This is a genomic window from Micromonospora vulcania (genome assembly GCF_042658605.1).
Lineage (GTDB): Bacteria > Actinomycetota > Actinomycetes > Mycobacteriales > Micromonosporaceae > Micromonospora > Micromonospora vulcania.
In genome coordinates, this window is record NZ_JBHSQS010000020.1 from 1 (window position 1) to 23,995 (window position 23,995).

General features: G+C 72.7%; 24 protein-coding genes. 4 read left to right on the forward strand and 20 right to left on the reverse strand.

The features are described from left to right. Positions 1–539: 539 nt before the first annotated feature. On the reverse strand, positions 540–1,832 hold the full coding sequence (gene tyrS, locus ACFQGL_RS25415; RefSeq protein WP_377514957.1) for a tyrosine--tRNA ligase: 1,293 nt from the start codon (positions 1,830–1,832) through the stop codon (positions 540–542). 105 nt (positions 1,833–1,937) lie between these two features. On the opposite strand from tyrS, the gene ACFQGL_RS25420 reads away from it, so the two are divergent. After that, the gene (locus tag ACFQGL_RS25420; RefSeq protein ID WP_377515044.1) at positions 1,938–2,321 is read left to right on the forward strand and encodes a PaaI family thioesterase; all 384 of its coding nucleotides are present in this window, start codon (positions 1,938–1,940) and stop codon (positions 2,319–2,321) included. Between the two features lie 26 nt (positions 2,322–2,347). Here the strand turns inward: ACFQGL_RS25420 and ACFQGL_RS25425 are convergent, their stop codons facing one another. The 8 genes from ACFQGL_RS25425 to ACFQGL_RS25460 form a co-directional block, all read right to left on the reverse strand. Then, a complete protein-coding gene (locus ACFQGL_RS25425; protein ID WP_377514958.1) occupies positions 2,348–3,673 on the reverse strand; it encodes a hemolysin family protein in 1,326 nt (441 codons plus the stop codon). A gap of 127 nt (positions 3,674–3,800) precedes the next feature. Then, the gene (locus tag ACFQGL_RS25430; RefSeq protein ID WP_377514959.1) at positions 3,801–4,430 is read right to left on the reverse strand and encodes a hypothetical protein; all 630 of its coding nucleotides are present in this window, start codon (positions 4,428–4,430) and stop codon (positions 3,801–3,803) included. 9 nt (positions 4,431–4,439) lie between these two features. Continuing rightward, on the reverse strand, positions 4,440–4,940 hold the full coding sequence (locus tag ACFQGL_RS25435; protein WP_377514960.1) for a GNAT family N-acetyltransferase: 501 nt from the start codon (positions 4,938–4,940) through the stop codon (positions 4,440–4,442). A 107-nt stretch (positions 4,941–5,047) separates the two neighbouring features. Continuing rightward, positions 5,048–5,671 carry an FMN reductase gene (locus tag ACFQGL_RS25440; RefSeq protein WP_377514961.1) on the reverse strand — a complete coding sequence of 208 codons (624 nt, stop codon included), beginning with the start codon at positions 5,669–5,671 and terminating at the stop codon, positions 5,048–5,050. After that, positions 5,668–6,807 carry an LLM class flavin-dependent oxidoreductase gene (locus ACFQGL_RS25445; RefSeq protein ID WP_377514963.1) on the reverse strand — a complete coding sequence of 380 codons (1,140 nt, stop codon included), beginning with the start codon at positions 6,805–6,807 and terminating at the stop codon, positions 5,668–5,670. The genes ACFQGL_RS25440 and ACFQGL_RS25445 overlap by 4 nt, the downstream gene beginning before the upstream one ends. Before the next feature lie 123 nt (positions 6,808–6,930). After that, positions 6,931–7,203 carry a ubiquitin-like small modifier protein 1 gene (locus tag ACFQGL_RS25450; RefSeq protein WP_377514964.1) on the reverse strand — a complete coding sequence of 91 codons (273 nt, stop codon included), beginning with the start codon at positions 7,201–7,203 and terminating at the stop codon, positions 6,931–6,933. Between the two features lie 4 nt (positions 7,204–7,207). Beyond that, positions 7,208–8,293 (reverse strand): WD40/YVTN/BNR-like repeat-containing protein, encoded by a 1,086-nt coding sequence (locus ACFQGL_RS25455; protein ID WP_377514965.1) that lies wholly within the window; start codon positions 8,291–8,293, stop codon positions 7,208–7,210. 90 nt (positions 8,294–8,383) lie between these two features. After that, on the reverse strand, positions 8,384–9,016 hold the full coding sequence (locus tag ACFQGL_RS25460; protein ID WP_377514966.1) for a DNA-3-methyladenine glycosylase: 633 nt from the start codon (positions 9,014–9,016) through the stop codon (positions 8,384–8,386). A 174-nt stretch (positions 9,017–9,190) separates the two neighbouring features. On the opposite strand from ACFQGL_RS25460, the gene ACFQGL_RS25465 reads away from it, so the two are divergent. The 3 genes from ACFQGL_RS25465 (at position 9,191) to ACFQGL_RS25475 (ending at position 10,609) form a co-directional block, all read left to right on the forward strand. Further along, positions 9,191–9,646 carry a hypothetical protein gene (locus ACFQGL_RS25465; RefSeq protein WP_377514968.1) on the forward strand — a complete coding sequence of 152 codons (456 nt, stop codon included), beginning with the start codon at positions 9,191–9,193 and terminating at the stop codon, positions 9,644–9,646. A gap of 86 nt (positions 9,647–9,732) precedes the next feature. After that, entirely contained in the window at positions 9,733–10,158 is a 426-nt protein-coding gene (locus ACFQGL_RS25470; RefSeq protein ID WP_377514969.1) for a DNA-binding protein, read from the forward strand. A gap of 97 nt (positions 10,159–10,255) precedes the next feature. Then, positions 10,256–10,609 carry an MmcQ/YjbR family DNA-binding protein gene (locus tag ACFQGL_RS25475; protein WP_377514970.1) on the forward strand — a complete coding sequence of 118 codons (354 nt, stop codon included), beginning with the start codon at positions 10,256–10,258 and terminating at the stop codon, positions 10,607–10,609. Positions 10,610–10,652: 43 nt separating this feature from the next. Here ACFQGL_RS25475 and argH read toward each other — a convergent pair whose 3' ends face one another. The 11 genes from argH to ACFQGL_RS25530 form a co-directional block, all read right to left on the reverse strand. Beyond that, positions 10,653–12,116: an argininosuccinate lyase gene (gene argH, locus ACFQGL_RS25480; protein ID WP_377515045.1), complete on the reverse strand. Its 1,464-nt coding sequence runs from the start codon at positions 12,114–12,116 to the stop codon at positions 10,653–10,655. Between the two features lie 17 nt (positions 12,117–12,133). Beyond that, the gene (locus tag ACFQGL_RS25485; protein ID WP_377514971.1) at positions 12,134–13,336 is read right to left on the reverse strand and encodes an argininosuccinate synthase; all 1,203 of its coding nucleotides are present in this window, start codon (positions 13,334–13,336) and stop codon (positions 12,134–12,136) included. Beyond that, positions 13,333–13,848, reverse strand: coding sequence for an arginine repressor (locus ACFQGL_RS25490; protein WP_377514972.1), 516 nt, complete (start codon positions 13,846–13,848; stop codon positions 13,333–13,335). The genes ACFQGL_RS25485 and ACFQGL_RS25490 overlap by 4 nt, the downstream gene beginning before the upstream one ends. Continuing rightward, positions 13,845–14,789, reverse strand: coding sequence for an ornithine carbamoyltransferase (gene argF / locus ACFQGL_RS25495; RefSeq protein WP_377514973.1), 945 nt, complete (start codon positions 14,787–14,789; stop codon positions 13,845–13,847). Before argF ends, ACFQGL_RS25490 begins: the two co-directional genes overlap by 4 nt. Beyond that, a complete protein-coding gene (locus ACFQGL_RS25500) occupies positions 14,786–16,039 on the reverse strand; it encodes an acetylornithine transaminase (RefSeq protein ID WP_377514974.1) in 1,254 nt (417 codons plus the stop codon). The genes argF and ACFQGL_RS25500 overlap by 4 nt, the downstream gene beginning before the upstream one ends. Next, positions 16,036–16,923 carry an acetylglutamate kinase gene (gene argB, locus ACFQGL_RS25505; RefSeq protein ID WP_377514975.1) on the reverse strand — a complete coding sequence of 296 codons (888 nt, stop codon included), beginning with the start codon at positions 16,921–16,923 and terminating at the stop codon, positions 16,036–16,038. The genes ACFQGL_RS25500 and argB overlap by 4 nt, the downstream gene beginning before the upstream one ends. Continuing rightward, entirely contained in the window at positions 16,920–18,089 is a 1,170-nt protein-coding gene (gene argJ, locus ACFQGL_RS25510) for a bifunctional glutamate N-acetyltransferase/amino-acid acetyltransferase ArgJ (RefSeq protein ID WP_377514976.1), read from the reverse strand. The genes argB and argJ overlap by 4 nt, the downstream gene beginning before the upstream one ends. Next, positions 18,086–19,087, reverse strand: coding sequence for an N-acetyl-gamma-glutamyl-phosphate reductase (gene argC, locus ACFQGL_RS25515; protein WP_377514977.1), 1,002 nt, complete (start codon positions 19,085–19,087; stop codon positions 18,086–18,088). The genes argJ and argC overlap by 4 nt, the downstream gene beginning before the upstream one ends. A 199-nt stretch (positions 19,088–19,286) precedes the next feature. Beyond that, entirely contained in the window at positions 19,287–21,833 is a 2,547-nt protein-coding gene (gene pheT / locus ACFQGL_RS25520) for a phenylalanine--tRNA ligase subunit beta (protein WP_377514979.1), read from the reverse strand. A gap of 40 nt (positions 21,834–21,873) precedes the next feature. Then, a complete protein-coding gene (gene pheS / locus ACFQGL_RS25525; RefSeq protein WP_377514980.1) occupies positions 21,874–22,941 on the reverse strand; it encodes a phenylalanine--tRNA ligase subunit alpha in 1,068 nt (355 codons plus the stop codon). Between the two features lie 219 nt (positions 22,942–23,160). Beyond that, on the reverse strand, positions 23,161–23,958 hold the full coding sequence (locus ACFQGL_RS25530) for a TrmH family RNA methyltransferase (RefSeq protein ID WP_377514981.1): 798 nt from the start codon (positions 23,956–23,958) through the stop codon (positions 23,161–23,163). Between the last annotated feature and the right edge of the window lie 37 nt (positions 23,959–23,995).

Below are 23,995 nucleotides of genomic sequence, written 5' to 3' on the forward strand. Positions count from 1 at the left end.
TGGCTTTACAAGCACCCTGTTGAGTTCTCAAAGAACAACCACACACCGACCAGAAGCCCCACACTCAGTGGAACCCCAACTCGGGGCTTTTCCAGCTCGCGTCCCCGGCGCTTTCAGCGCCAGGCACTTTTACTACGTTACCCGCCGGTTTCCGCCGTGTCAAACCGGTGTTTCGCGGTTCGTCGTGCTTCATTCCGTATTGCGGGCACCATGTCTCGACCGGCTTGCGCCGCTCTCGTCACGGATTCGGCAGGCCGGCCGCTGCGGTTTCCCGCTAGCTCGCCCGGTGCCCTGCCGGTCGTTAACCTTACCCGGTCGGTTTCGCCGCACCAAATCCGCCTCGCGGGGATTTCGGGGCACCACCCGGTCCGGGATCCGGTAGGCATGCCTGCCCGACCCCGAGGCCTTCGCCGCGCTCCGGCCGCTTCAGGCTTTCGCCTGCTTCGTCCGTTCCGCGCTGGCAGAGAGAAAGTTACGCGTCCGGCGGAGTGATCGTCAAATCCGCCGGACGCGTCCCCTGTCACACCGTTGACGAGTGGCTATCCGCCCAGCTCAACGCCCGCAAACGAGCGCTTGCCGCGCCGCAGCACCAGGTATCGCCCGTGCAGTAGGTCGGTCGGCGACACGGCGGCGTCCACCTCGGTCACCCGGTTGTTGTTGACGTAGGCGCCGCCCTCGGCGATCACCCGGCGGGCCTCCTTGTGGCTGGAGACCAGTCCGGATTCCCGCAGCAGACCCGCGACATCCGGCAATTCGCCGGTGAGCTGCACCAGGCCGGCCTCGGTCAGCGCCGCGCGCAGCGTCTCGGGGGCCAGGTCGTCCAGCGATCCCCGGCCGAACAGTGCCTGACTGGCGGCGATGGCCTGCCGGGTCTCCTCGGCGCCGTGCACCAGGGTGGTCAACTCCTCGGCGAGCGCCCGCTGCGCCAGCCGGGCCGCCGGCCGTTCGGCGGTCTCCTTCGCCAACTCCTCCAGCTCGTCGCGGGAACGGAAGCTGAAGTACCGCAGGTAGCGGTCGACTTCCCGGTCCTCGACGTTGAGCCAGAACTGGTAGAACGCGTACGGGCTGGTCATCGTCGGGTCGAGCCAGACCGCGCCACCCTCGCTCTTGCCGAACTTCGTGCCGTCGGACTTGGTGACCAGTGGCGTGGTGAACGCCTGCACCGGCCCGGCACCACGCCGTCGCACATAGTCGACGCCGGCGGTGATGTTGCCCCACTGGTCGGAGCCGCCGAACTGGAGTTGGCAGCCATGCCGGCGGTGCAGTTCGAAGAAGTCGTTGGCCTGCAACAGTTGGTAGCTGAACTCGGTGAAGCTGATGCCGGTCTCCAGTCGGGCCCGCACCACCTCCCGAGCCAGCATCTTGTTCACCGGGAAGTGCTTGCCCACGTCGCGGAGGAACTCGACCACCGACATCTCGCCGGTCCACTCCAGGTTGTTGACCAGTTGCGCCGCGTTCTCCCCGGTGTACGACACGAACGGGGCCAGCTGGTCGTGGATCCGTTCGACCCAGCCGGCGATCACCTCGGGGGGGTTGAGCGTCCGCTCGGCGCTCTCCTTCGGGTCACCGATCTGCCCGGTCGCCCCGCCGACCAGCAGCAACGGGCGGTGGCCGGCGAGTTGCAACCGGCGGGCCATGGAGACCTGCATGAGATTGCCGACGTGCAGGCTCGGCGCGGTCGGGTCGAAGCCCACGTAGTAGGTGGCGCCGCCCCCGCCGTCGAGCAGCTCGCGCAGCTCGTCGAGGCCGGTCGAGTCCTGAATCAGGCCACGCCAGAGCAGGTCGTCGGTCAGGGAGTCCCGCCCGGACGGCGGGGGGCTACTGTCGGTCACGGTCACCGATTCTCCCCCATCGTCGGCACCGACCCGTACCGGGTTTGCCGCAACACGGCCCCCGATAGGCTGCTCCCCGTTGATCGAGGAGGGGTTGCCGTGGAGATGCCGGATCTGACGGGTGGCTTCGTCGCCCTGCTCGGGCTGAAGTTCGAGGAGGCGTCCGCCGACCGGGTGGTCATCAGCTGGCAGGTCCGCCCGGAGCTGCACCAGCCGTTCGGCATCCAGCACGGCGGGGTGTACTGCTCGGTGGTGGAGACCGCGGCCAGCGTGGGCGGCTCGCTCTGGCTGGCTGACCGGGGCACCGTGGTCGGCGTCGCCAACCAGACGGATTTCCTGCGGGCGGTCCGGGAGGGCGAGCTGCGGGCGGTGGGCACTCCGGTGCACCGGGGGCGTAGCCAGCAGCTCTGGCAGGTGGAGATCACCGACGCCGACGAGCGGCTGGTCGCCCGGGGCCAGGTCCGGTTGCAGAACCTCTCCCCCTCCTGATCCTGGGGGCGCGGCCCGCGCAGGATTCAGCCGCGTGCCTCGTCCAGCACCGGCTCGGCTTCGGCTTCGGCTTCGGCTTCGTCGAGCACCTGGCTGAGGCGTACCTCGGTGATGGCCCGGTGGTCGATGCTGGCCACCGTCAGCGTCCAGCCGTCCAACGTGACGTCCTCCCCCGCGATGGTGGGGATGTGCCCGAGGCGGGCCAGCACCAGCCCGGCGACGGTGGTGTAGTCGCCGGGCGGCCGCGACGGCAGCTCGACGCCGACGTCCGGCAGGTCGTGCACCGGGAACGTGCCGGGCAGCACCAGCGTGCCGTCCGCCTCGCGGCGCACCGCGTACCCGTCCCGGTCGGTCTCGTCGTAGATCTCGCCGACGATCTCCTCCAGGATGTCCTCCAGCGTCACGATGCCGTCGACGGCACCGCGCTCGTCCACGACCAGCGCGATGTGCTGGCGTTCGGCCTTGAACTGGCGCAGCGCGTCGACCACCGGCAGTGAGTCGGGCAGCAGCATCGGGGGGCGGGCGATCTCGTCGACCGGCCGGTCGTCGGGCACCCCCACCAGGTCGCGCAGGTGGATCACGCCGACCGTGTCGTCCAGGCCGCCGTGACGCACGACCGGCGCGCGGGAGTGGCCGGTGGCGGCCAGCACGAGCCGCGCGGCCTCCGCGGTGGTCCCGCTGTCGAGCGTGAAGACCCGCAACCGGGGTACGAGGACCGCCCGCAGCCGCCGGTCGGCGATCTCCACAGCGCCGGCGATGATCGTGCGCTGTTCCTTGGTGAAGCCGTGGTTGCCGGCGACGATGTCGCGCAGCTCGTCCGGGCCGATCTCCTCCGGCTCGTGCTTCGGGTTCAACCCGGCGAGACGGACCACCAGGTCACTGGTGGCGCCGAGCGCCCAGACGGCCGGGCGGGTGAGACTGGCGAGCAGGTCGAGCGGGCGGGCCACCAGCAGCGCCCAGCGCTCGGCGGACTGCATGGCGATCCGTTTGGGGGCGAGCTCGCCGAAGACCAGGGTGACGAAGGTGAGCGCGAGGGTGACCACCACGATCGCGACGGTGTCGGCGGCGCCCCCGAAGACCCCGAGCAGCGGTACGAGGGGCTTGGCCAGTGAGACGGCCGCGGCGGCGGAGGCCAGGAACCCGGCCAGCGTGATGCCGATCTGGATGGTGGCCAGGAAGCGGTTCGGATCCTTGGCCAGCCGGGCCAGCACCCGTCCGGCGCGGCTGGTGCGCTCCAGCCGTTGGATCTGGCTGTCCCGTAACGAGACCAGCGCCATCTCGCTGCCGGCGAAGAGGGCGTTGACGATGACCAGGACTCCGACCAGGGCCAGTTGGCTTCCGTAGCTCTGCACGCCTGGTTCGCTCCCTCGTGGGTGGTGGCACCGGCCGGTCCGCGCGGCGCCCGCCGGGCGGACAACCCGCTCGGCGTACGCGTGTCTGTGCCCCCTACGGCGTCGGCCGAACCCTGCCCGGGCGAGGCTACGCCGAGGTGGCGGGCAGATCGAGGACGTACGAGTCGCCCTCCGGGCGGAAGCCGAGCCGGTGGTAGTACGGGGCGACCATGCCGGGTGGGCTGACCACCCGGTTGAAGCCTCGTTCGGTGAACAGGCGGCTGCGCCGGTAGACGAACTCGCCCGGGGTGAAGTCGCGGAACTTCGGTGTCACGTAGTCCAGGTCGATCTGTGCGACGCCGCGCGCCTCGGCGTGCGACAGCACCACCCCGACCACCTCGTCGGCCTTGACCACCAGGAAGGCGGAGCGTCCCGCGGCGTCCGGCTCCCAACGGAAGGCGGGATTGAACCGGGCGATGTCGGTGGCGTGCACCCGCAGCGTGTGCGCCAGGAACTGGTCCTCGACTCCGACCTCCACCACCTGGTAGGTCTGCTCGTCGTGTCGGGTGGCGAGCATTCCCCGCAGGTACCAGATGTTGATCACCGCGAGCACGATGTTGAGCCCGACCATGGGCCAGACCTCGATCGCGGCGTTGAAGCCGATCAGCACGACGCAGCCGATGAGGTTGAGCGCGCGCAGCCGTAGGATGCGCGACTGCAGCAGCGACCAGACCAGCACCGCGGAGCCGGCCCAGCCGACCAGATCCAACCAGTTCACCCCGCGAGACTAGTGCCCGCCCAGGTCAGAGCCATCGGCGGGCAGCTCCAGCAGCCACTCCTCGACCTCGGTGCCGCGGCCGTTGGCGTACCCCGAGTCCTCGCCGACCACCGTGAAGCCGCACTTGCGCAGCACCGCGAGGGAGGCGGCGTTGTCCTTGGCGGCGCGGGCGTGCACCGGCCGGGGCAGCTCGCGCAGCAGGGCGGCGAGGGCGGCGGTGGCGTGGCCCCGACCCCAGCGTGCCGGGTCGATCCAGTAGCTGACCTCGGTCTGGTCATCGACCGGGAAGGCGCTCACGTAGCCGACCACGTCGCCGTCGGCCTCGATGGTGCGGACCATGTTCGCCGGGTTGGTGAGCACCCGCGCCCAGTGCCGGGCGAACTCGCGGTGGTCGGTCGGGTCCTCGGGGCCGAAGGCGGCCATCCGGTTGGCCTCCGGGTCCTGCTGGTGCAGGAAGAACTCCACGAGATCGTCCTCGCGGACCGGGCGCAGCTGTACGTCGGGGGTCATCCGACGAGGGTACGCAGCGCCCCCGACAGTGTGGCGCCCGTTCATGATCGCGCCTCGTGCACAGGCTCGCCGCCCGCCCCGGGCGGGGGCGGGCGGCGAGTGGTGGATCAGGAGTCGGTGCGGCCGAGCAGTTGCTCGAAGCTGGTGGTGAGGGCGAAGGGGTCGACCGGGCCGGCCGCCGCCGGTCGCCGCCGGACCAGCTCGGCGAGTTCGCCGCCGGCCCGCTCGATCCGGGCCCGCAACGCGCCGTCCGCGCTGCCACCGGACCAGTCCTCCGGGGCGGCGAAGACCGCGGTGGGGGCCACCACCGCCCGCAGGTAGCTGAACATCGGCCGTACGGCGTGCTCCAGGGCCAGCGAGTGCCGGGCGGTCCCGCCGGTGGCGCCGATCAGCACCGGCCGGCCGGCCAGCGAGTCGGCTTCCAGCACGTCGAAGAAGGACTTGAACAGCCCGTTGTAGGAGGCGCTGAAGATTGGGGTGACGGCGATGATCCCGTCCGCCCCGGTCACCGCGTCGGTGGCCGCGCGCAGCGCCGTCGGCGCGAACCCGGTGAGCATGTTGTTCACCACGTCGTGGGCGTACTCCCGCAGGTCGACGACGTGCAGTTCCACCTCGTCGCCGCCCCGGACCAGGTCGTCGCGGGTGGCCGCGGCGAGCTGGTCGGCGAGCAGCCTGGTGGCCGAGGGCTGGCTCAGCCCCGCCGAGACCACGGCCAGGGTCCGACGGGTCATCGGGACACCTCCGGCGCCTTGCCCGTGACGTCGTCGACGGCGTGCACGGTGCTGTCCTTGGCGCCACCGGCCGCGGCGACCAGCGAGGCGTGCGTCGGCGCCTCCGGGACGTGCACCGGACGCAGGGCGGCGAACTCCTTGCGCAGCACCGGCACGACCTCCTCGCCGAGCAGGTCGAGCTGCTCCAGCACGGTCTTGAGCGGCAGGCCGGCGTGGTCCATCAGGAACAGCTGTCGCTGGTAGTCACCGACGTAGTCCCGGAAGCCCAGCGTGCGGTCGATCACCTGCTGCGGACTGCCCACGGTCAGCGGGGTCTCCCTGCTGAACTCCTCCAACGACGGCCCGTGCCCGTAGACCGGGGCGTTGTCGAAGTACGGGCGGAACTCCCGGACGGCGTCCTGCGAGTTGCGGCGCATGAACACCTGACCGCCGAGGCCGACGATGGCCTGGTCGGCGGAGCCGTGGCCGTAGTGCGCGTAGCGCTCGCGGTAGAGCCCGACCATCCGCTCGGTGTGCTCCTTGGGCCAGAAGATGTGGTTGGCGAAGAAGCCGTCGCCGTAGTAGGCGGCCTGCTCGGCGATCTCCGGGCTGCGGATCGAGCCGTGCCAGACGAACGGGGGTACGCCGTCGAGCGGGCGCGGCGTCGAGGTGAACGACTGCAGGGGGGTGCGGTAGCGGCCCTTCCAGTCGACCACGTCCTCGCGCCACAGCCGGTGCAGCAGGTCGTAGTTCTCGATGGCGAGCGGGATGCCGGCGCGGATGTCCTTGCCGAACCACGGGTAGACCGGGCCGGTGTTGCCACGGCCCATCATGAGGTCGACCCGGCCGCCGGCCAGGTGCTGCAGCATCGCGTAGTCCTCGGCGATCTTCACCGGGTCGTTGGTGGTGATCAGCGTGGTGGCGGTGGACAGCAGGAGGCGCTCGGTACGCGCCGCGATGTGGCCGAGCATGGTGGTCGGCGACGAGGGCACGAAAGGCGGGTTGTGGTGCTCGCCCATGGCGAAGACGTCCAGGCCGACCTCTTCGGCCTTGAGCGCGATGGCGACCATCGCCTTGATCCGCTCATGCTCGGTCGGCTCCCGACCGGTGGTCGGGTCGACCGTGACGTCGCCGACGGTGAAGACTCCGAACTGCATGACGAGCTCCTCGCGTGTCGAACCGGGTCCCGCCGTGGTACCCGTACGAAGCGCTCAACTTATTTGACGTGTCAAATATTTCGCGGGCGACGGCTTGCCGAGTGGCACCGGTCACTCCGCTGCTCAGCCACCCGCGACCGAGGGCAGCACCTGCACCTCGGCACCGTCGCCAACCGGCGTGGCAAGCCCACCGGAGTGCCGGCAGTCTTCCCCGTCGACGTAGACGTTGACGTAGCGGCGCAGCTCACCACGCTCGTCGCGGATGCGGCGAGCCAGCCGGGGATGATCAGCGGACAGCTCGTCGAGCACCGCCCGCAGCGTCCCGGCGGCGGTGACGCTCAGCTGGCTGGCGCCCCCGGCCTCGCCGCGCAACGGGCCGGGCAGCAGCACGGTCACCACGTCACACCGCCGCGGCCCGGACGCAGAGCACGTCGGGCAGGTGCGCGGCCACCAACGACCAGGAGTCACCCTCGTCGCGGCTGGCGTAGACCTCGCCGGAGCGGGTGCCGAAGTAGACCCCGCCCGGGGTGGCGTCGTCGGCGCACATGGCGTCACGCAGCACCGCCGGGTAGAACGGCCCCTCGGGCAGCCCCACCGACAGCGGCTCCCACTTGCCGCCGGCGTCGGCGGAGCGGAACACCCGACAGCGGTGGTCGGTCGGGAACCGCTCGCTGTCGGCCACCAGCGGGAACGTCCACACCATGCCGGCCCGAGCCGGGTGGGTCACCACCGGGAAGCCGAAGTCGCTGGGCAGCCCGTCGGCGATCGAGGACCAGGTGCGACCGTCGTCGTCGGAGCGGTAGACGCCGTGGTGGTTCTGCGCGTAGAGCCGCTCGGGGTTGCTGGCGTCCCGGGCGACCTTGTGCACGCACTGACCGAACTCCGGCCACTCGTCGGGCAGGAAGTAGGCGCGGATGCCGGTGTTGCCCGGCGACCAGGTGGCCCCGGCGTCCTCCGAGCGGTAGACCCCGCCGGTGGACATGGCGACCAGCAACCGGGACGGATCGCGCGGGTGCGGAAGCACGGTGTGCACGGCCTGGCCACCGAACCCGGCACCCCACTGCGTGCGGTGCGGGTGGTCCCAGAGCGACCGGACCAACTCGAAGCTGTGGCCGCCGTCGGTGGACCGGAACAGCGCCGAGGGCTCGGTGCCGGCCCAGACCACGTCGGGCTCGTCGGGGCCGGCCGGCATCAGCTGCCAGACCCGCCCGAGGGTCGCCCCGGTGTCGGCCGGGAAGGCGACCGGGGCCTGGTCGGGCTCGGTCCAGGACGCGCCGAGGTCGTCGCTGGTGGCGACGCTGGGCCCGAAGTGTGAGCTGGACACGCTGGCCAGCAGCCGGGGGGCGGGGCGGCGGGTGTCGACCGCGACCGCGTAGACGCCGGTCATCGGGAAGTGCGGGCCGGTGATCTCCCAGCTGCGCCGGTCATCGGCGCTGGTGGCGAGGAACAGACCCTTGGCCGTGCCGATCGCGAGCAGCGTTGGCATGACAGTCTCCGAACGTGGACGGACAGGTGCGGTGATTATGGCCACACCCCCCGACAGGTTCGCCAGGCTCCACGCCGGGCCGCCGCCGGGTCAGGGCCGGATGCGGGGCACGTGCCGTCGGTACGCGCTGACCGTCGGGTCGTCGGCGAGCCAGAACCGCCACGGCAGGTCGTGCGCGCCGGTCACACCGACCCGTGGTCCGGCGGCCACCGCCGCCGTCGGCACCGGCCGCACCGGGGGGCGCAACCGGACCGGACCGTCGCCGAGCAGATAGCCGCCGTACGCCGTGCGGTCGATGCCGAGCGCCGAGCAGAGCCGAGCCGGCCCACGGGCCAGGTCCACGTCCCGGCGTACGGCCGGTCGGCGGGCTCGCGCCACAGCCAGCCCGTCGACCACCTCGCCGGCGCGCAGCAGCACCGCCGAGGCCTCGCCCTCGGCACCGGTGACCACGTTCATGCACCAGTGCATTCCGTAGGTGAAGTAGACGTAGGTGTACCCGGCCGGCCCGAACATCACCGCGTTGCGCGGGGTACGCCCCCGGTGCGCGTGCGAGGCCGGATCCCCGGCCATGCCGGCGTACGCCTCGACCTCGGTGATCCGGACGGTGACCCCGCCGGCGTGCAGCGAGCAGCCCAGCAGGCCGCGCGCGGCCGGCAGCAGCGGGCCGCCGAGCAGCTCCGCCAGCTCGGCGACGGCGGCGTGGTCACCCGGCACAAGCCCCATGACCCGACGGTACCCAGCCTTCCGCTCGACCATCCCGCCGACGAATCCCACCGACACCGGGAGGTCCTCCAGGGTTCACCCGTTGGACATTCCCGAAGCGAAACCCGCGCCGTGGCCTACAGGTGTAACCGGTGTCGTCGCACGGCGCGGCGGCACAGTTGAAGAGGAGTCCCTATGACCATACGTAGCATCCGGCGGCCCCTGGCCACCATCGGTCTGATCGCGGCCGGCGCCACGCTCGCCTTCGCCTCGTCCGCCAGCGCCAACGTGCCGCTGCGGGCGGCTGCGCTGACCGACGGCGCCCCGTTGACCGCTGTCACGCTCGGCGGCACCGGCAAGATCGACGCCAGTGGGGCCGCGGTCTTCGTTCCGGTCAGCCTGACCTGCTCACAGCCGACGCAGGTCGACCTGACCGTCAAGGTCGCCCAGGCGATCGGGGACACGATGCGGACCGGCACGACCACCCGGAAGGTGGCCTGCGACGCGACCACTCAGAAGGTGCGGATCGCGGTGACCGCCACCGAGCGTCCGTTCGCGCCAGGCGTGGCGTTCGGCGTGGTGACCGGCAACTCCTGCGACGCGCTGTGCAACTCGATCACCGACGAGCACCGGTTCGAGTTGGCGCTCTGAAGCGTGGCGTGGCGGCACGGCACGACCGTGCCGCCACGCTTCAACAACCTGTTGACAATTTCTCGTTGATGGCGTCTGCTTCAGACATGACGACGGACGATCCATTCACCGCACCCGACCCGGGTCGCGCCCGCGCCCACCGCACCCACGAGGCGCTGCTGCGCATCAGCGAGCGGCACGCCGGCAGCCCCGCGCAGCGCGGACGCTGGGCCCACCCGTACGTGCTGGATCCGTGGGAGGCGGTGGCCCTGGTCACCGCGTTGGCCGCCGGCGGCGCCGAGCGGGAAGCCGGGGAGGAGGCGGTCGACGCCTCCGACCTCACCGCCGCGCTGACCCTGCTGCCGCACGTCCGCGCCGAGCTGGACGCGTTGGAGGCCGGGCTGTTGACGCTGGCCCGCGACCGAGGGCTGACCTGGCAGGCCATCGCGTACGGGCTGGGGCTGGGCAGCGCGCAGGCGGCCCGGCAGCGCTACGAGCGGGTCGCCGCCCGCTCCGCCGACCAGACCGACTGATCCGCCGCCCCGGCGCGCGACCGGCGGATCGGCACACCGCGCGCGGGCCGGGGGACGGACGGGCAGACTGAGCGCACGACGAGGCCGGGAGGCACCCATGGAGCGCGCGGACATGCTGGCGTACTGCCTGGCCAAGCCGGGAGCGTGGCTGGACCGGCCGTGGGAGGGCGACGAGGTGGTCAAGGTCGGCAGCCGGATCTTCGCCTTCCTCGGCGACGGCGAGGGCAAGCCGACGGTCGGCATCAAGTGCGGCCCGACGCGGGAGGTGGCCGACGAGTGGTTGCACCGGTACCCCGACGACGCCCGGGTGATGGCCTACATCGGCCGGTCCGGGTGGAACACGCTGCGCCTGGACGGCGGAATCGACTCCGAGGAGTTGATCGAGGCGGTCGACGGATCGTACGACATGGTGGTGGCCAAGCTCCCGAAGCGGGAGCGCCCGACGGCCTGAACCGGCCGCGGCGCCGGCGGCGAGCGCCGGCGCCACGGCGAGGTCAGCGCGGGACGACCCGCTCGGTGGCCCACTCCCGCCAGCCGGCCAGCCGGTCCGCGGCGGTGGCGAGCTGGTCGGCGACCGGGCCGGGGCCGGTGGAGCCGGGGGTGATCCGGGCCGCGAGGGCCGAACGGACCGAGAGCACGTCGCGCACCGACGGGTCAAGGTGCTCGCTGACCGCGGCCAGGTCGGCGTCGGAGACCTCGTCCAACGCGCAGTCCCGGGCCACGCAGAGCGCCACCAGCCGACCGGTGATCTCGTGCGCGTCGCGGAACGGCACGTTGCGTCGGACCAGCCAGTCGGCCACCTCGGTGGCCAGCGAGAAACCGACCGGCGCGGCGGCGACCAGGCGGTCCACCCGGACGGTCATCGTGGAGATCATCCCGGCCAGGGCCGGTAGCAGCAGCTCCAGCGTGTCGACCGCGTCGAAGGCCGGCTCCTTGTCCTCCTGCATGTCCCGGTCGTACGTCATCGGCAGACCCTTGAGCATGGTCAGCACCGTCATCAGGCCGCCGACCAGTCGGCCGGACTTGCCCCGGGCCAGCTCGGCGATGTCCGCGTTCTTCTTCTGCGGCATGATCGACGAGCCGGTGGCGAAGGAGTCGTCCAGCTCCACCCAGCCGAACTCGTGGGAGGTCCAGAGCACCACCTCCTCGCCGAGGCGGGACAGGTGCACCCCGATCAGGGCGGTGGTGAAGAGGAACTCGGCCACGAAGTCCCGGTCGGCGACGGCGTCCATCGAGTTGGCGAACGACGTGCGGAAACCCAACTCCTTGGCCACGGCCACCGGGTCCAGCGGCAGCCCCGAGCCGGCCAGCGCGCCCGCGCCGAGCGGGCTGATCGCCGCCCGGTGGTCCCAGTCGCGCAGCCGCTCCAGGTCACGCAGCAGCGGCTGCACGTGGGCGAGCAGCCAGTGCCCGAAGGTGACCGGCTGGGCGTGCTGGAGGTGGGTCATGCCCGGCGCGGCGGTGTCCACGTGCCGCTCGGCCTGCTCGACCAGCGCTTCGGCCAGCTCGACCAGACGGCTGGCCACGCCCCGGGCGTGGTCGCGCAGGTAGAGCCGCAGATCCGTGGCGACCTGGTCGTTGCGGGACCGACCGGCGCGCAACTTGCCGCCGAGGCTGCCCAGCCGCTCCAGCAGCCCGCGCTCCAACGCGGTGTGCACGTCCTCGTCGTCGATGGTGGGGCGGAACGACCCGGAGGCGCAGGCGGCCTCCAGGTCGTCCAGGGCGGCCAGGATCCGGCCCAGTTCCTCCGGGTCGAGCAACCCGGCGCCGGCCAGCACCCGGGCGTGCGCCCGGGAACCGGCGATGTCGTACGGGGCCAGACGCCAGTCGAACTGCACACTCACCGACAGACGGGCGAGCGCCTCGGCGGGGCCGCCGGCGAACCGACCACCCCACAGGCTCGTCCGGTTGGTGGCGGCGCTGTTCTCGGTGAGGCTCTTGTCGTCCACCCCGCCCATTGTGGTACCCACTATCGTCAGCCGCCGACCCGGGCGTCCCGCGCCGCGGCCATCCGGCTCGGCAGACCCCAGAGCTGCACGAACCCCTTGGCCAGGGACTGGTCGAAGGTGTCGCCGGTGTCGTAGGTGGCCATCCCGAAGTCGTAGAGGCTCGCCTCGGAACGCCGGCCGGTGACGGTGGCCCGGCCGCCGTGCAGGGTCAGCCGCACCTCACCGCTCACGTGCCGCTGCGCGTCGTCGATGAACGCGTCCAGCGAGTCCTTCAGCGGCGAGAACCACAGGCCGTCGTAGACCAGCTCGCCCCAGCGCTGGTCGACGCCCTTCTTGAACCGGGCCAGGTCCCGCTCCACGGTGACCGCCTCCAGCTCCTGGTGGGCGGTGATCAGCGCGATCGCGCCGGGCGCCTCGTACACCTCGCGGCTCTTGATGCCGACCAGCCGGTCCTCGACCATGTCGAGCCGGCCGATGCCCTGCGCGCCCGCGCGCCGGTTCAGCTCCAGGATCGCCTGGTACGGGGTGACCGTCTCACCGTCGATGGCCACCGGCACGCCGGCGTCGAAGGTGATCACGACCTCGTCGGCGTCGCGGTCCTGCGCCGGGTCCGAGGTGTACGAGTAGAGATCCTCGATCGGGGCGTTCCAGATGTCCTCCAGGAAGCCGGTCTCCACCGCGCGGCCCCACAGGTTCTGGTCGATGGAGTACGGCGACTTGGCCGACACGTCGATCGGCAGGCCCTTCTCCTCGGCGAAGGCGATCGCCTTGTCCCGGGTCCAGGCGAAGTCCCGGGCCGGCGCGATGATCTTCAGGTCGGGGGCGAGCGCGTTCAGGCCAACCTCGAACCGGACCTGGTCGTTGCCCTTGCCGGTGCAGCCGTGCGACACGATCGTGCCGCCGTGCTTGCGTGCCGCGGCCACCAGGTGCTTGACGATCAGCGGCCGGGACAGCGCCGAGACCAGCGGGTAGCGGTCCATGTAGAGGGCGTTGGCCCGGATGGCGGGCAGGCAGTAGTCGGCGGCGAACTCGTCGCGCGCGTCGACCACCTCGGACTCGGCGGCGCCGCAGTCCAGGGCGCGCTGCCGGATGGCGTCGAGATCCTCGCCGCCCTGCCCGACGTCGACCGCGACCGCGATCACCTCGGCGCCGGTCTGCTCGGCCAGATACGGAATGGCGACGGAGGTGTCCAGACCTCCGGAGTACGCCAGAACGACCCGCTCGGTCATGATGCTGTGTTCCCTTCAACGGTGTCTTCCCGGCGGGCCCAGCCGGCGAGCTTGTCGCCGAGTGCGGCCCCGCCGACGGCCTCGCGGGCCACGACGAGGATGGTGTCGTCGCCGGCGATGGTGCCGACGATCTCTGGCAGGCCCGCTCGGTCCAACGCGCTGGCCAGGTATTGGGCTGCGCCCGGCGGGGTACGCAGCACGGCGATGTTGCCGCTGGAGTCGACCCCGTTGAGCAGCTCGCGCAGCAGCCGTACCAGCCGGGCGGGGGCCGACTCGGCGTCGCGCAGCGGCCGGTGGCCGTCCTCCGGGATCAGGTAGACGGCCGGCCCGACGCCGCCGCGGACCTTGACCGCGCCCAGCTCCTCCAGGTCCCGGGAGAGGGTGGCCTGGGTGACCCCGACGCCGTCACCGGCGAGCAGGTCGGCCAGTTCGGTCTGCGAACGGATCGCCTTGTCGCGGATCAGCTCGACGATCCGGGCGTGCCGCGCGGCCCGGGTCAGCGGGGCGGTCATCGTGTCCCCCCGGTCGCCGTCTCGGCGTCGAGCAGGAACGCCAGCAGCGCCTTCTGGGCGTGCAGCCGGTTCTCGGCCTGGTCGAAGACCGCGCTCTGCGGGCCGTCGAGCACCTCGTCGGTGATCTCCTCGCCGCGGTGCGCGGGCAGGCAGTGCAGCACGATCGCGTCCGGGGCGGCCTGACCGAGCAGCTCCTTGTTGACCTGGTAGGGCAGGAACGGGGTGATCCGGTCCAGCCCGTCGGCCTCCTGCCCCATCGAGGTCCAGGTGTCGGTGGCCAGCACGTCGGCGTCGCGTACCGCCTGGACCGGGTCGGTCAGCACCCGTACCGAACCACCGGTGCCGGCCGCGATCTGGGCGGCCCGGGCCACCACGACCGGGTCCGGTGCGAAACCCTCCGGCCCGGCGACCCGCACGTGCATGCCGGCCATCGCCCCGGCCAGCAGGTACGACTGCGCCATGTTGTTCGCGCTGTCCCCCACGTACGCCAGGGTGCGCCCGGTCGTGCCGCCGCACCGCTCGCGGACGGTGAGCAGGTCGGCCAGCAACTGGCAGGGGTGGAAGCCGTCGGTCAGCGCGTTGACCACCGGCACGCTCGCGCCCTGGGCCACCTCGGCGATCCGGTCGTCGCCGTGGGTACGCAGCACGATGGCCACGACGTAACGGGACAGCACCCGCCCGGCGTCGGCCAGCGCCTCGCCCCGACCGAAGTGCGTGACCTGGTTGTCCACGACGAGCGGGTGGCCGCCCAACTCGGCGATCCCGACGTCGAACGAGATCCGGGTCCGCAGGCTCTGCTTGTCGAACAGCACCGCCACCGAACGCGGCCCGGTCAGCGGCCGGTAACCGAACCGGTCCGCCTTCATCCGCGCCGCCAGGTCGAGCACCGTGGACTGCTCGGCCGGCGAGAGGTCGTCGTCGCGCAGGAAGTGCCGGGTCATGGGGTCGTTCCCGTCGTGGTCCGCGCGGAGATCTTGGCGGCTGCCGGCCCCTGGGAGGGCAGTTTCCCTCCAAGATCTGCGGCGGTCGTGACCGCGTCCAGGGCGGCGGGCAGCGCGGCGAGGAAGGCGTCCGCCTGGGCGGCGGTGAGGATCAGCGGCGGCGCGAGCCGGACCACGCCCGGCTGCACCGGGTTGACCAGGAAACCGGCCTCGCGCAGCGAGTCGGCCAGCACCGACGCCACCGGCGCGGCGAGCGTCACGCCGAGCAGCAGCCCAGCGCCGCGCACCCCGTCGACCAGCGGGTGACCCAACGCCTCGATCCCCTGCCGCAGCCGCTCACCGACCCGCTTGACGTGATCGAGCAGCCCCTCGTTGGCGATGGTCGCCACCACGGCGAGCGCGGCGGCGCAGCTGACCGGGTTGCCACCGAACGTGGTGCCGTGCGAACCGGGACCGAGCAGGTCGGCGGCCGGTCCGAAGGCCAGGCAGGCCCCGATGGGCAGCCCGCCGCCGAGGCCCTTGGCCAGGGTCACCACGTCCGGCTCCACGCCCTCGGCCTGGTGGGCGAACCAGTGTCCGGTACGCCCGACGCCGGTCTGCACCTCGTCGAGCACCAGCAGCGCGCCGTGCCGGGAGGTGATCCGCCGGGCCGCGGCGAGATAGCCTGCCGGCGGTACGACCACGCCGTTCTCACCCTGGATCGGTTCCAGGATCACCATCGCGGTGGCGTCGGTGACCGCCGCCTCGAGCGCGGCCACGTCGCCGTAGTCGACGTGCGTCACCTCGCCGGGGAGCGGGCGGAACGGATCGGCCTTGGCCGGCTGACCGGTCAGCGCGAGGGCGCCCATGGTGCGGCCGTGAAAGCCACCCCGGGTGGCGACCACCTGGGTGCGGCCGGTACGCCGGGAGAGTTTGAACGCCGCCTCGTTCGCCTCCGCGCCGGAGTTGGCGAAGAAGACCCGACCGGGCCGGCCGGCGAGCGCCAGCAGCAGCTCGGCCAACGCGACCGGCGGCTCGGCGACGTAGAGGTTGGAGACGTGACCGAGGGTGGCGACCTGCTTCGACACGGCGGCCACCACGGCCGGGTGGGCGTGCCCGAGGGCGTTCACCGCGATCCCGCCGACCAGGTCGAGGTATTCCCGGCCGGCGTCGTCGACCACGACCGCTCCGGCGCCGGAGACCAGCGCCAGCGGCGGTGTGCCGTAGTTGTCCATCATCGACTGCGTCCAGCGCTGCGCCAACGTGCTCATGACTCAACCACCATCGTGCCGAACCCTTCCGAGGTGAACACCTCGAGCAACGTTGAGTGCGCCACCCGACCGTCGACGACGTGCGCGGCGGGCACTCCCCCACGCACCGCCCGCAGGCAGGCCTCCATCTTCGGCACCATCCCCGATTCGAGGGTGGGCAGCAGCTTCGCCAGGTCGTCCGCGACGATCTCGGAGATCAGGCTTCCGGTGTCCGGCCAGTCGGCGTACAGGCCGGGCACGTCGGTGAGCACGACCAGCTTGCGGGCCCCCAGCGCGATCGCCAGCGCCGCGGCGGCGGTGTCCGCGTTGAGGTTGTGCAGCACACCGTCGACGTCCGGCGCGACCGTGGAGATCACCGGGATCCGGCCGGCCGCGATCAGGTCGGTCACCGCCGACACGTCGACCGACTCGACGTCACCGACCTGCCCCACGTCGACCGGCAGCCCGTCCACGTACGCCGGGCGGCGCACCGCGGTGAACAGCCGCGCGTCCTCACCCGAGAGGCCCACGGCGTACGGGCCGTGCGCGTTGATCGACCCGACCAGCTCGCGGCCGACCTGCCCGACGAGCACCATCCGGACCACGTCCATCGCCTCGGCGGTGGTCACCCGCAGGCCGCCCCGGAACTCGCTGGCGATGCCGAGCCGGCCCAGCATGGCGGAGATCTGCGGGCCGCCGCCGTGCACCACCACGGGCTTGAGGCCCGCGTACCGCAGGAAGACCATGTCGGCGGCGAACGCCCGCTGCAACTCGGGGTTGATCATGGCGTTGCCGCCGTACTTGACCACCACGGTGGCGCCGGCGAACCGGGTGAGCCAGGGCAACGCCTCGATCAGCGCCTCCGCCTTGGCCTGGGCGCGGGTGAGGTCGGTGTCGAGGCTCATGTCGAGTACGCCGAGTTCTCGTGCACGTACGCGTGGGACAGGTCGTTGGTCCAGATCGTCGCGGCCGACGTGCCGGCGTGCAGGTCGATCTCGATCGTCACGTCGCGTCCGGTCAGGTCGACCTTCGAGCGGTCCTCGGCGGCGGCGCCGGACCGGCACACCCACACCCCGTTGACCGCCACGTCCACGCCGTCCGGTTCGAAGGCGGCGGCGGTGGTGCCGACGGCGGCGAGGATCCGGCCCCAGTTCGGGTCGTTGCCGAACAGCGCGGTCTTGACCAGGTTGTTGCGGGCCACCGTACGGCCCACCTCGACCGCGTCGTCCTCGTCGGCCGCGCCGACCACGTCGATGGCGATCTGCTTGGTGGCGCCCTCGGCGTCGGCGACCAACTGCTGGGCCAGGTCGTGGCAGGCGGCGGTGACCGCGGCGGTCAACTCGGCCGCGGTCGGCTCGATGCCGCTCGCGCCGCTGGCCAGCAGCAGCACGGTGTCGTTGGTGGACATGCAGCCGTCCGAGTCGACCCGGTCGAAGCTGACCCGGGTGGCGGCGCGCAGCGCCTCGTCCAGCAGCGCCGGCCCGGCCACCGCGTCGGTGGTCAGCACGCAGAGCATGGTGGCCATCCCCGGCGCGAGCATCCCGGCGCCCTTGGCCATACCGCCGACCGTCCAGCCACTGCCCTGGGCGACCGTGGTCTTCGGCCGGGTGTCCGTGGTCATGATCGCCTCGGCGGCGGCCGGGCCGCCGTCGCGGGCCAGCCCCCGGATCGCCGAGCGGACGCCGGGCAGCAGCTTCGCCATCGGCAGCCGCTCACCGATCAGCCCGGTGGAGCAGACCGCCACCTCCCCGGCACCGAGGATCAACCGCGGGCTGACCGAGGTCAACGCGGCGGCGGTGTGCTCGGCGGTGGCGTGGGTGTCCTGGAAGCCGGCCGGGCCGGTGCAGGCGTTGGCGCCACCGGAGTTGAGGACCACCGCGCGGACCACGCCGCCCTGCACGACCTGCTGGGTCCAGATCACCGGCGCGGCCTTGACCCGGTTGGTGGTGAAGACCCCGGCGATGCCGGCGTCCGGGCCGTCGTTGACCACCAGCGCGACATCGGTGCCACTGGTCTTCAGCCCGGCGGCCACGCCGGCCGCCCGGAACCCCCGCGGAGTGGTGACGCTCACGGCGCCACCCCCCACACCGACAGGCCCGTCGTCTCCGGCAGGCCGAGCATCAGATTCGCGTTCTGTACGGCCTGACCGGCCGCGCCCTTGCCCAGGTTGTCCAACGCGCTGAGCACGATCAGTCGACCGGAGTCCACGTCGACGGTGGCCTGCAGGTGGCAGGAGTTCGAGCCCAGCGTGGCGGCGGTGTGTGGCCAGCGACCCTCGGGCAGCACGTGCACGAACGGCGCGTGGGCGTACGCCTGCGCCAGCACCTGCTGCGGGTCGACGCCACGGGCCGGCACCGCGGTCACCGTGGCCAGGATGCCGCGCGGCATCGGGGCGAGGACCGGGGTGAACGACAGGCCGGTCGCCCCGGTGGCCTGCTTGATCTCCGGGACATGCTGGTGGGTGCCGACCCGGTACGGCGACAGGTCGCCCAGCACCTCGCTGGCCAGCAGGTGCGGCTTGGCCGCCCGCCCGGCGCCGGAGGTGCCGGAGGCGGCGACCACCACCACGTCGGCGGGGCTGGCCGCGCCGTCGGCGATCAGCGGCGCGAGCGCCAGGGTGATCGCGGCGGCGTAGCAGCCGGTGTTCGCGACCCGGGTGGAATCGGCGATCAACTCCCGCTGGCCGGGCAGCTCGGGCAGGCCGTAGGTCCACGAGCCGGCGTGCGTGCCGCCGTAGTACTGGGCCCAGGCGTACGGGTCGGCGAGCCGGTGGTCGGCGCCCAGGTCGACGACCCGCACCTCGGCGGGGAGCTGGGCGGCCAGCGCCGCCGACTCACCGTGCGGCAGGGCCAGGAAGACCAGGTCCGCGTCGGCCAGGGTCGCCGGATCGGTCTCGCCGAGCACCAGATCCAGGCCGGTCAGCTGCGGGTGCACCACGTCGACGCGGTGCCCGGCCTGGCGGTGCGCGGTTGCGGCGACCACCTCGAACTCCGGGTGCCCGGCGACCAGGCGCAGCAACTCGCCCCCGGCGTAACCGCTCGCGCCAGCGACCGCGACTCGGATTCCCATGCTAACCCCCGTATGACTATGCAGTGGAAGATTAACAACGAAGGCTGCCGGCTGCAACTTAATACGGTGTGATGCAAGAAACCACGCCACCCTTGTCCGCCCGAGCGCCCGGTGCGGCATTTCCTCCGTGCGGTGCCCGGTGCGCAACGACGGCGGCCCCCGTACCCAACCGGGTACGGGGGCCGCCGTTCGTGGTGCGTCAGGCGCCGCGCAGGGTGGCACCGAAGCGCTGCGCGGCGACGGCGACCGCCGCGTCCCGGGCGGCCACCGCCTCCTCGACGGTCAGCGTCCGGTCCGGCGCGCGGAAGGTGAGCTTGTACGCCAGCGACCGGCGCCCCTCGCCGAGCTGCGCACCGGCGTACACGTCGAACAGCCGCACGTCCTCCAGCAGCTCGCCGGCGCCCGCCTCCAGGGCACGGCGCACCTGCTCCGCCGGCACCGACTCGTCGACCACCAGGGCCACGTCGATCAACGCCGGCGGGAAGCCGGAGACACCCGGGGCCGGCGTCACCGGCGCGGGCGGCAGCGCGTTCAGGTCCAGTTCCATGGCGCTGGTACGCCGGGGCAGCTCCAGCGCGGCCACCACCGCCGGGTGCAGCTCGCCGGCGTGCCCGACGACCGTGCCGTCGACCCGCACCTCGGCGCAGCGGCCGGGGTGCCACGGGGCGTACTGGGCGGCCCGCAGCTCGACCCGCTCGGCGGGAACACCGGCGGCGTCCAGCACGTCCCGGGCCGCCTCGATCGCGTCCGCCCAGCCGGCCGCCCGACCCGGACCCCACCAGCCGGCCGGGTCGATGTCGCCGGTCAGCACCGCCGCGACGTGCACCGGCTGCGCCGGCACCACCGCGTCGGCCGCGGCGAACTCCGCGTCGGTGGGCCGCCGGTCCACGCCCATCGCCGGCGGGCTGCCGGCGTCGACGCGCGGGTGGAAGACCGCCCCGATCTCGTAGAGCGCGAGGTCGCGGTGTCCCCGGCCGAGGTTGCGCTTGAGGATGCCCAGCAGCGGGCCGAGCAGCATGGTGCGCAGCAGCGGCTCCTCCTCGGACAGCGGATTGGCCAGCCGTACCGCCGGGCGACGCGGGTCGTCGGCCGGCAGGCCGAGCAGATCCGCCAGCTCGGGCGACACGAACGGGTGCGCGAGCACCTCCACGTACCCCCGCTCGGCCAGCGACCCGGCGACCGCCCGGCGCCGACGCTGCGACGCGGTCAGACCCCGCCCCGGGGGCGCGGTCGGCAGCACCGACGGCACCCGGTCGTACCCGTCGAGGCGGACCACCTCCTCGACCAGGTCGGCCGGGTCGGTCAGGTCGGGCCGCCAGCTCGGCGGGGTGACGCTGAGCGCGACGCCCGCGCCGCTGGCCACGCCGACCGCGCCCGGCTCCTCGGCCAACCGGTCCGCGCCCTGGGCGACCGTGCAGCCGACCCGCTCCAGCAGGGCGACCACCCGCGCCGGCGGGTAGTCGACCCCGATGCGCCGGGTCGGCAGGTCCGCCGGCAGCGTGATCGGGGTACGCGGACGGACGTGGTCGAGATCCAGGATCTCGGCGCTCGGCGCGCCGCCACCGTGCTCGGTAAGCAGCCGTGCGGCCCGCTCCAACGCGACCAGCGGCAGGGCCGGGTCGACGCCCCGCTCCCAGCGCTTGGCGGCCTCGCTGAACAACTTGTGCCGACGGGCGGTACGCCCGACCATCGCCGCGTCCCAGTGCGCGGCCTCGAAGAGCACGTTGGTGGTGCCGGCGACGACCTCGCTGGTCTCGCCGCCCATCACCGCGGCCAGCGAGATCGGACCGGTCTCGTCGCAGATGACCATGTCGTCGGCCGTGAGCACCCGGTTGATTCCGTCCAGGGTGGTCAGCTTCTCCCCCGCCTCGGCGCGGCGGACCACCAGCGGCCCGGCGATCCGGTCGGCGTCGAAGGCGTGCATCGGCTGGCCCAGTTCGAGCATCACGTAGTTGGTGATGTCGACCGGCAGCGAGATGCTGCGGATGCCGGCGGTGGTGAGCCGCTGCTGCATCCAGGACGGCGACGCCGCGGTCGGGTCGACGCCGCGGACCAGGCGGGCGGCGAACCGGTCGCAGCCGACCGTGTCGCGCACGTCCACCGGGTACGCCGGTTCGGCCGTACCGCCCGGAGCGGGCACCTGGGCCGGGTCGCGGAACGGCAGGTCGAACGCGTGCGACAGCTCCCGGGCCAGGCCGCGCAGGCTCAGCGCGTACCCCCGGTCCGGGGTGATCTCCAGCTCGAGCACCACGTCGTCCAGGCCGACCACGGCCCGCGCGTCGTCGCCCGGCTTGGCCGCCAGGTCGGAGGGCAGCACGATGATGCCGGAGTGGTCGTCGCCCAGGCCCAGCTCCTTGGCCGAGCAGATCATGCCGGCGGAGTTGTGCCCGTACGTCTTGCGGGCGCCGATGGCGAAGCCGCCGGGCAGCACACCGCCGGGCAGGATCACCACCACCCGGTCACCGGGCGCGAAGTTGCGCGCACCGCAGACGATCTCCTGCGGCTCGCCGGTGCCGTTGGCGTCGCCCACGTCGACCCGGCAGAACCGGATCGGCTTCTTGAACCCGGTCAGCTCCTCGATCTCGCGCACCTCGCCGACGACCAACTGGCCGGTGACGGTCTCCCGCAGATCCACCACGGACTCGACCTCGATACCGAGGTCGACCAGGGCCTGCTCCAGGTCACCGGTGGGCAGGTCGGCGGGGAGGTCGACGTACTCGCGTAGCCAACTGACAGAAACTCGCATGACTTCAGACCACCGTTCCCGTGTCTCGTACCCGCATCGCCTACGCCCCGGTCCCGAGCGCGCGGCTGAACCGCACGTCGCCCTCGAAGAGATGGCGGATGTCGCTGACTCCGTGCCGGATCATCAGGGTCCGGTCGATGCCCATGCCGAAGGCGAAGCCGGAGTAGACCTCCGGGTCCACGCCGCAGGCGCGCAGCACCCGCGGGTTGACCATGCCGCAGCCGCCCCACTCGACCCACTGCGGACCGTCGCGGTGCTCCGGGAACCAGACGTCGAACTCCGCCGACGGCTCGGTGAACGGGAAGTAGTGCGGCCGCCACCGGGTCTTCGCCTCCGGGCCGAAGATCGCCCGGGCGAAGTGGTCGAGGGTGCCGCGCAGGTGCGCCATCGTGATGCCCTTGTCCACGACGAGGCCCTCGGCCTGGTGGAAGACCGGACTGTGGGTGGCGTCCACCTCGTCGGTGCGGTAGACCCGGCCCGGGCAGATCACGTAGATCGGCGGCTTGCGGCTGAGCATGGTGCGGGTCTGCACGGTGGACGTGTGCGTCCGCAGCACCAGGCCGGAGCCCTCGGGTGCGATGTGGAAGGTGTCCATCAGCCCGCGCGCCGGGTGGTCGACGGGAATGTTCAGCGCGTCGAAGTTGACCCACTCCAGGTCGACCTCGGGGCCCTCGGCCACCTCGTAGCCCATCCCGATGAACAGGTCGCTGATCGTCTCCATCAGCGTGCTCAGCGGGTGCCGGGCACCGCGCGGACGCCGGTCGTAGGGCAGGGTGACGTCCACCCGCTCCTCGATCAGCACCCGCTCGGCCTGCGCGCGCTCCAGGATCTCGGCGCGGTCGGCGTACGCGGTCTCGATCGCCCGGCGGGCCTCGTTGACCCGCTTGCCGGCATCGGACTTGGCGGCCGGCGGCAGCGCGCCGATCTCCCGGCGGGCCAGCGAGACCGGCGACCGGTCACCGAGGTGCCCGGGGCGCAGCGCGGTCAGCGCGTCCGGGTCGGCGGCGGCGGCGAAGGCCGTCGCGGCGTCGGCGACGGCCTCGGCCAGTGCGGCCGGGTCGAGCAGGGCGACCTGCTTCGGGTCGTACGGATCGTTGCGGTAGCTCATGGCGTACGGGCACTCCCTCACGGCGGCGCCAGCCCTCACCGGGGCGGCTAGGCGAGTCTACGGACGCGCGGCTGTGCCGCAGCCCGCCGGTAGGAGTTGTGCAGGGAGCAGGTCAGGCCCGCCGCCCGCCGACACCGGCGGGCTGGCTAAACGAACGCCGTGGCGCGTTCATGGACGGACGGTCTCCCCTGCTGTCGGTCGCGCCGGGTGCGGACACCGTCAGCGCTGTGCTCTCGCTGAAGCGTACAGGCAGACCGCCGCGGCGGCAGCCAGGTTAAGGCTCTCCGCGCGCCCGTGCAGCGGCACCCGGACCCGGGCGTCGGCGGCGGCGGCCAACTCCTCGGGCAGCCCGTGCGCCTCGGAGCCGAACAGCCAGGCGGTGGGCTCGGCGAGCCGCCCGGCGTCGGCCAGGTCGTCCAGGTCGCTGTCGCCGTAACCGGTGGTGGCGAGCACGGTCAGCCCCGCCGCGCGCAGCGCCTCGACCACCTCGACCGGGTCGGCGGCGCGGACCACGTCGACGTGGAAGAGACTGCCGGCCGAGGCCCGTACGCACTTGCCGTTGTACGGGTCGACGGCGTCGCCGGCGAAGACCACCGCGCCGGCCCCAGCGGCGTCGGCGGTACGCAGCACGGTGCCGGCGTTGCCCGGGTCACGGATCTCGGCGAGCACCGCCACCAGCCGGGGCGCACCGGCGAGGGCCTGCTCCAGCGGGACGTCCAGGTGCCGGCAGACGGCGACCAGCCCCTGCGGGGCGACGGTCTCGGCCAGCGCGGCGAGCCCGTCGTCGGTCACCTCGGAGACCGGCACGTCGGCTCGGGCCGCCGTGGCGGCCAGGTCCGCGTACCGGTCGAGGGCGGTGGGCGTACCGAAAAGCTCGGTGACCACCCCGGGCCGCGTCAGGGCCTCGCGGACCGCCTGCGGGCCCTCGGCCAGGAAACGGCCGGCGGCCTCGCGGTCCCGACGGCGCTGGAGGCGGCGGGCGGCGACCACCCTGGGGGTACGCGGGGTGAAGGCCATGGTGTGTGGTCCTCCGGCACGATCGAGGCGCCCCCCG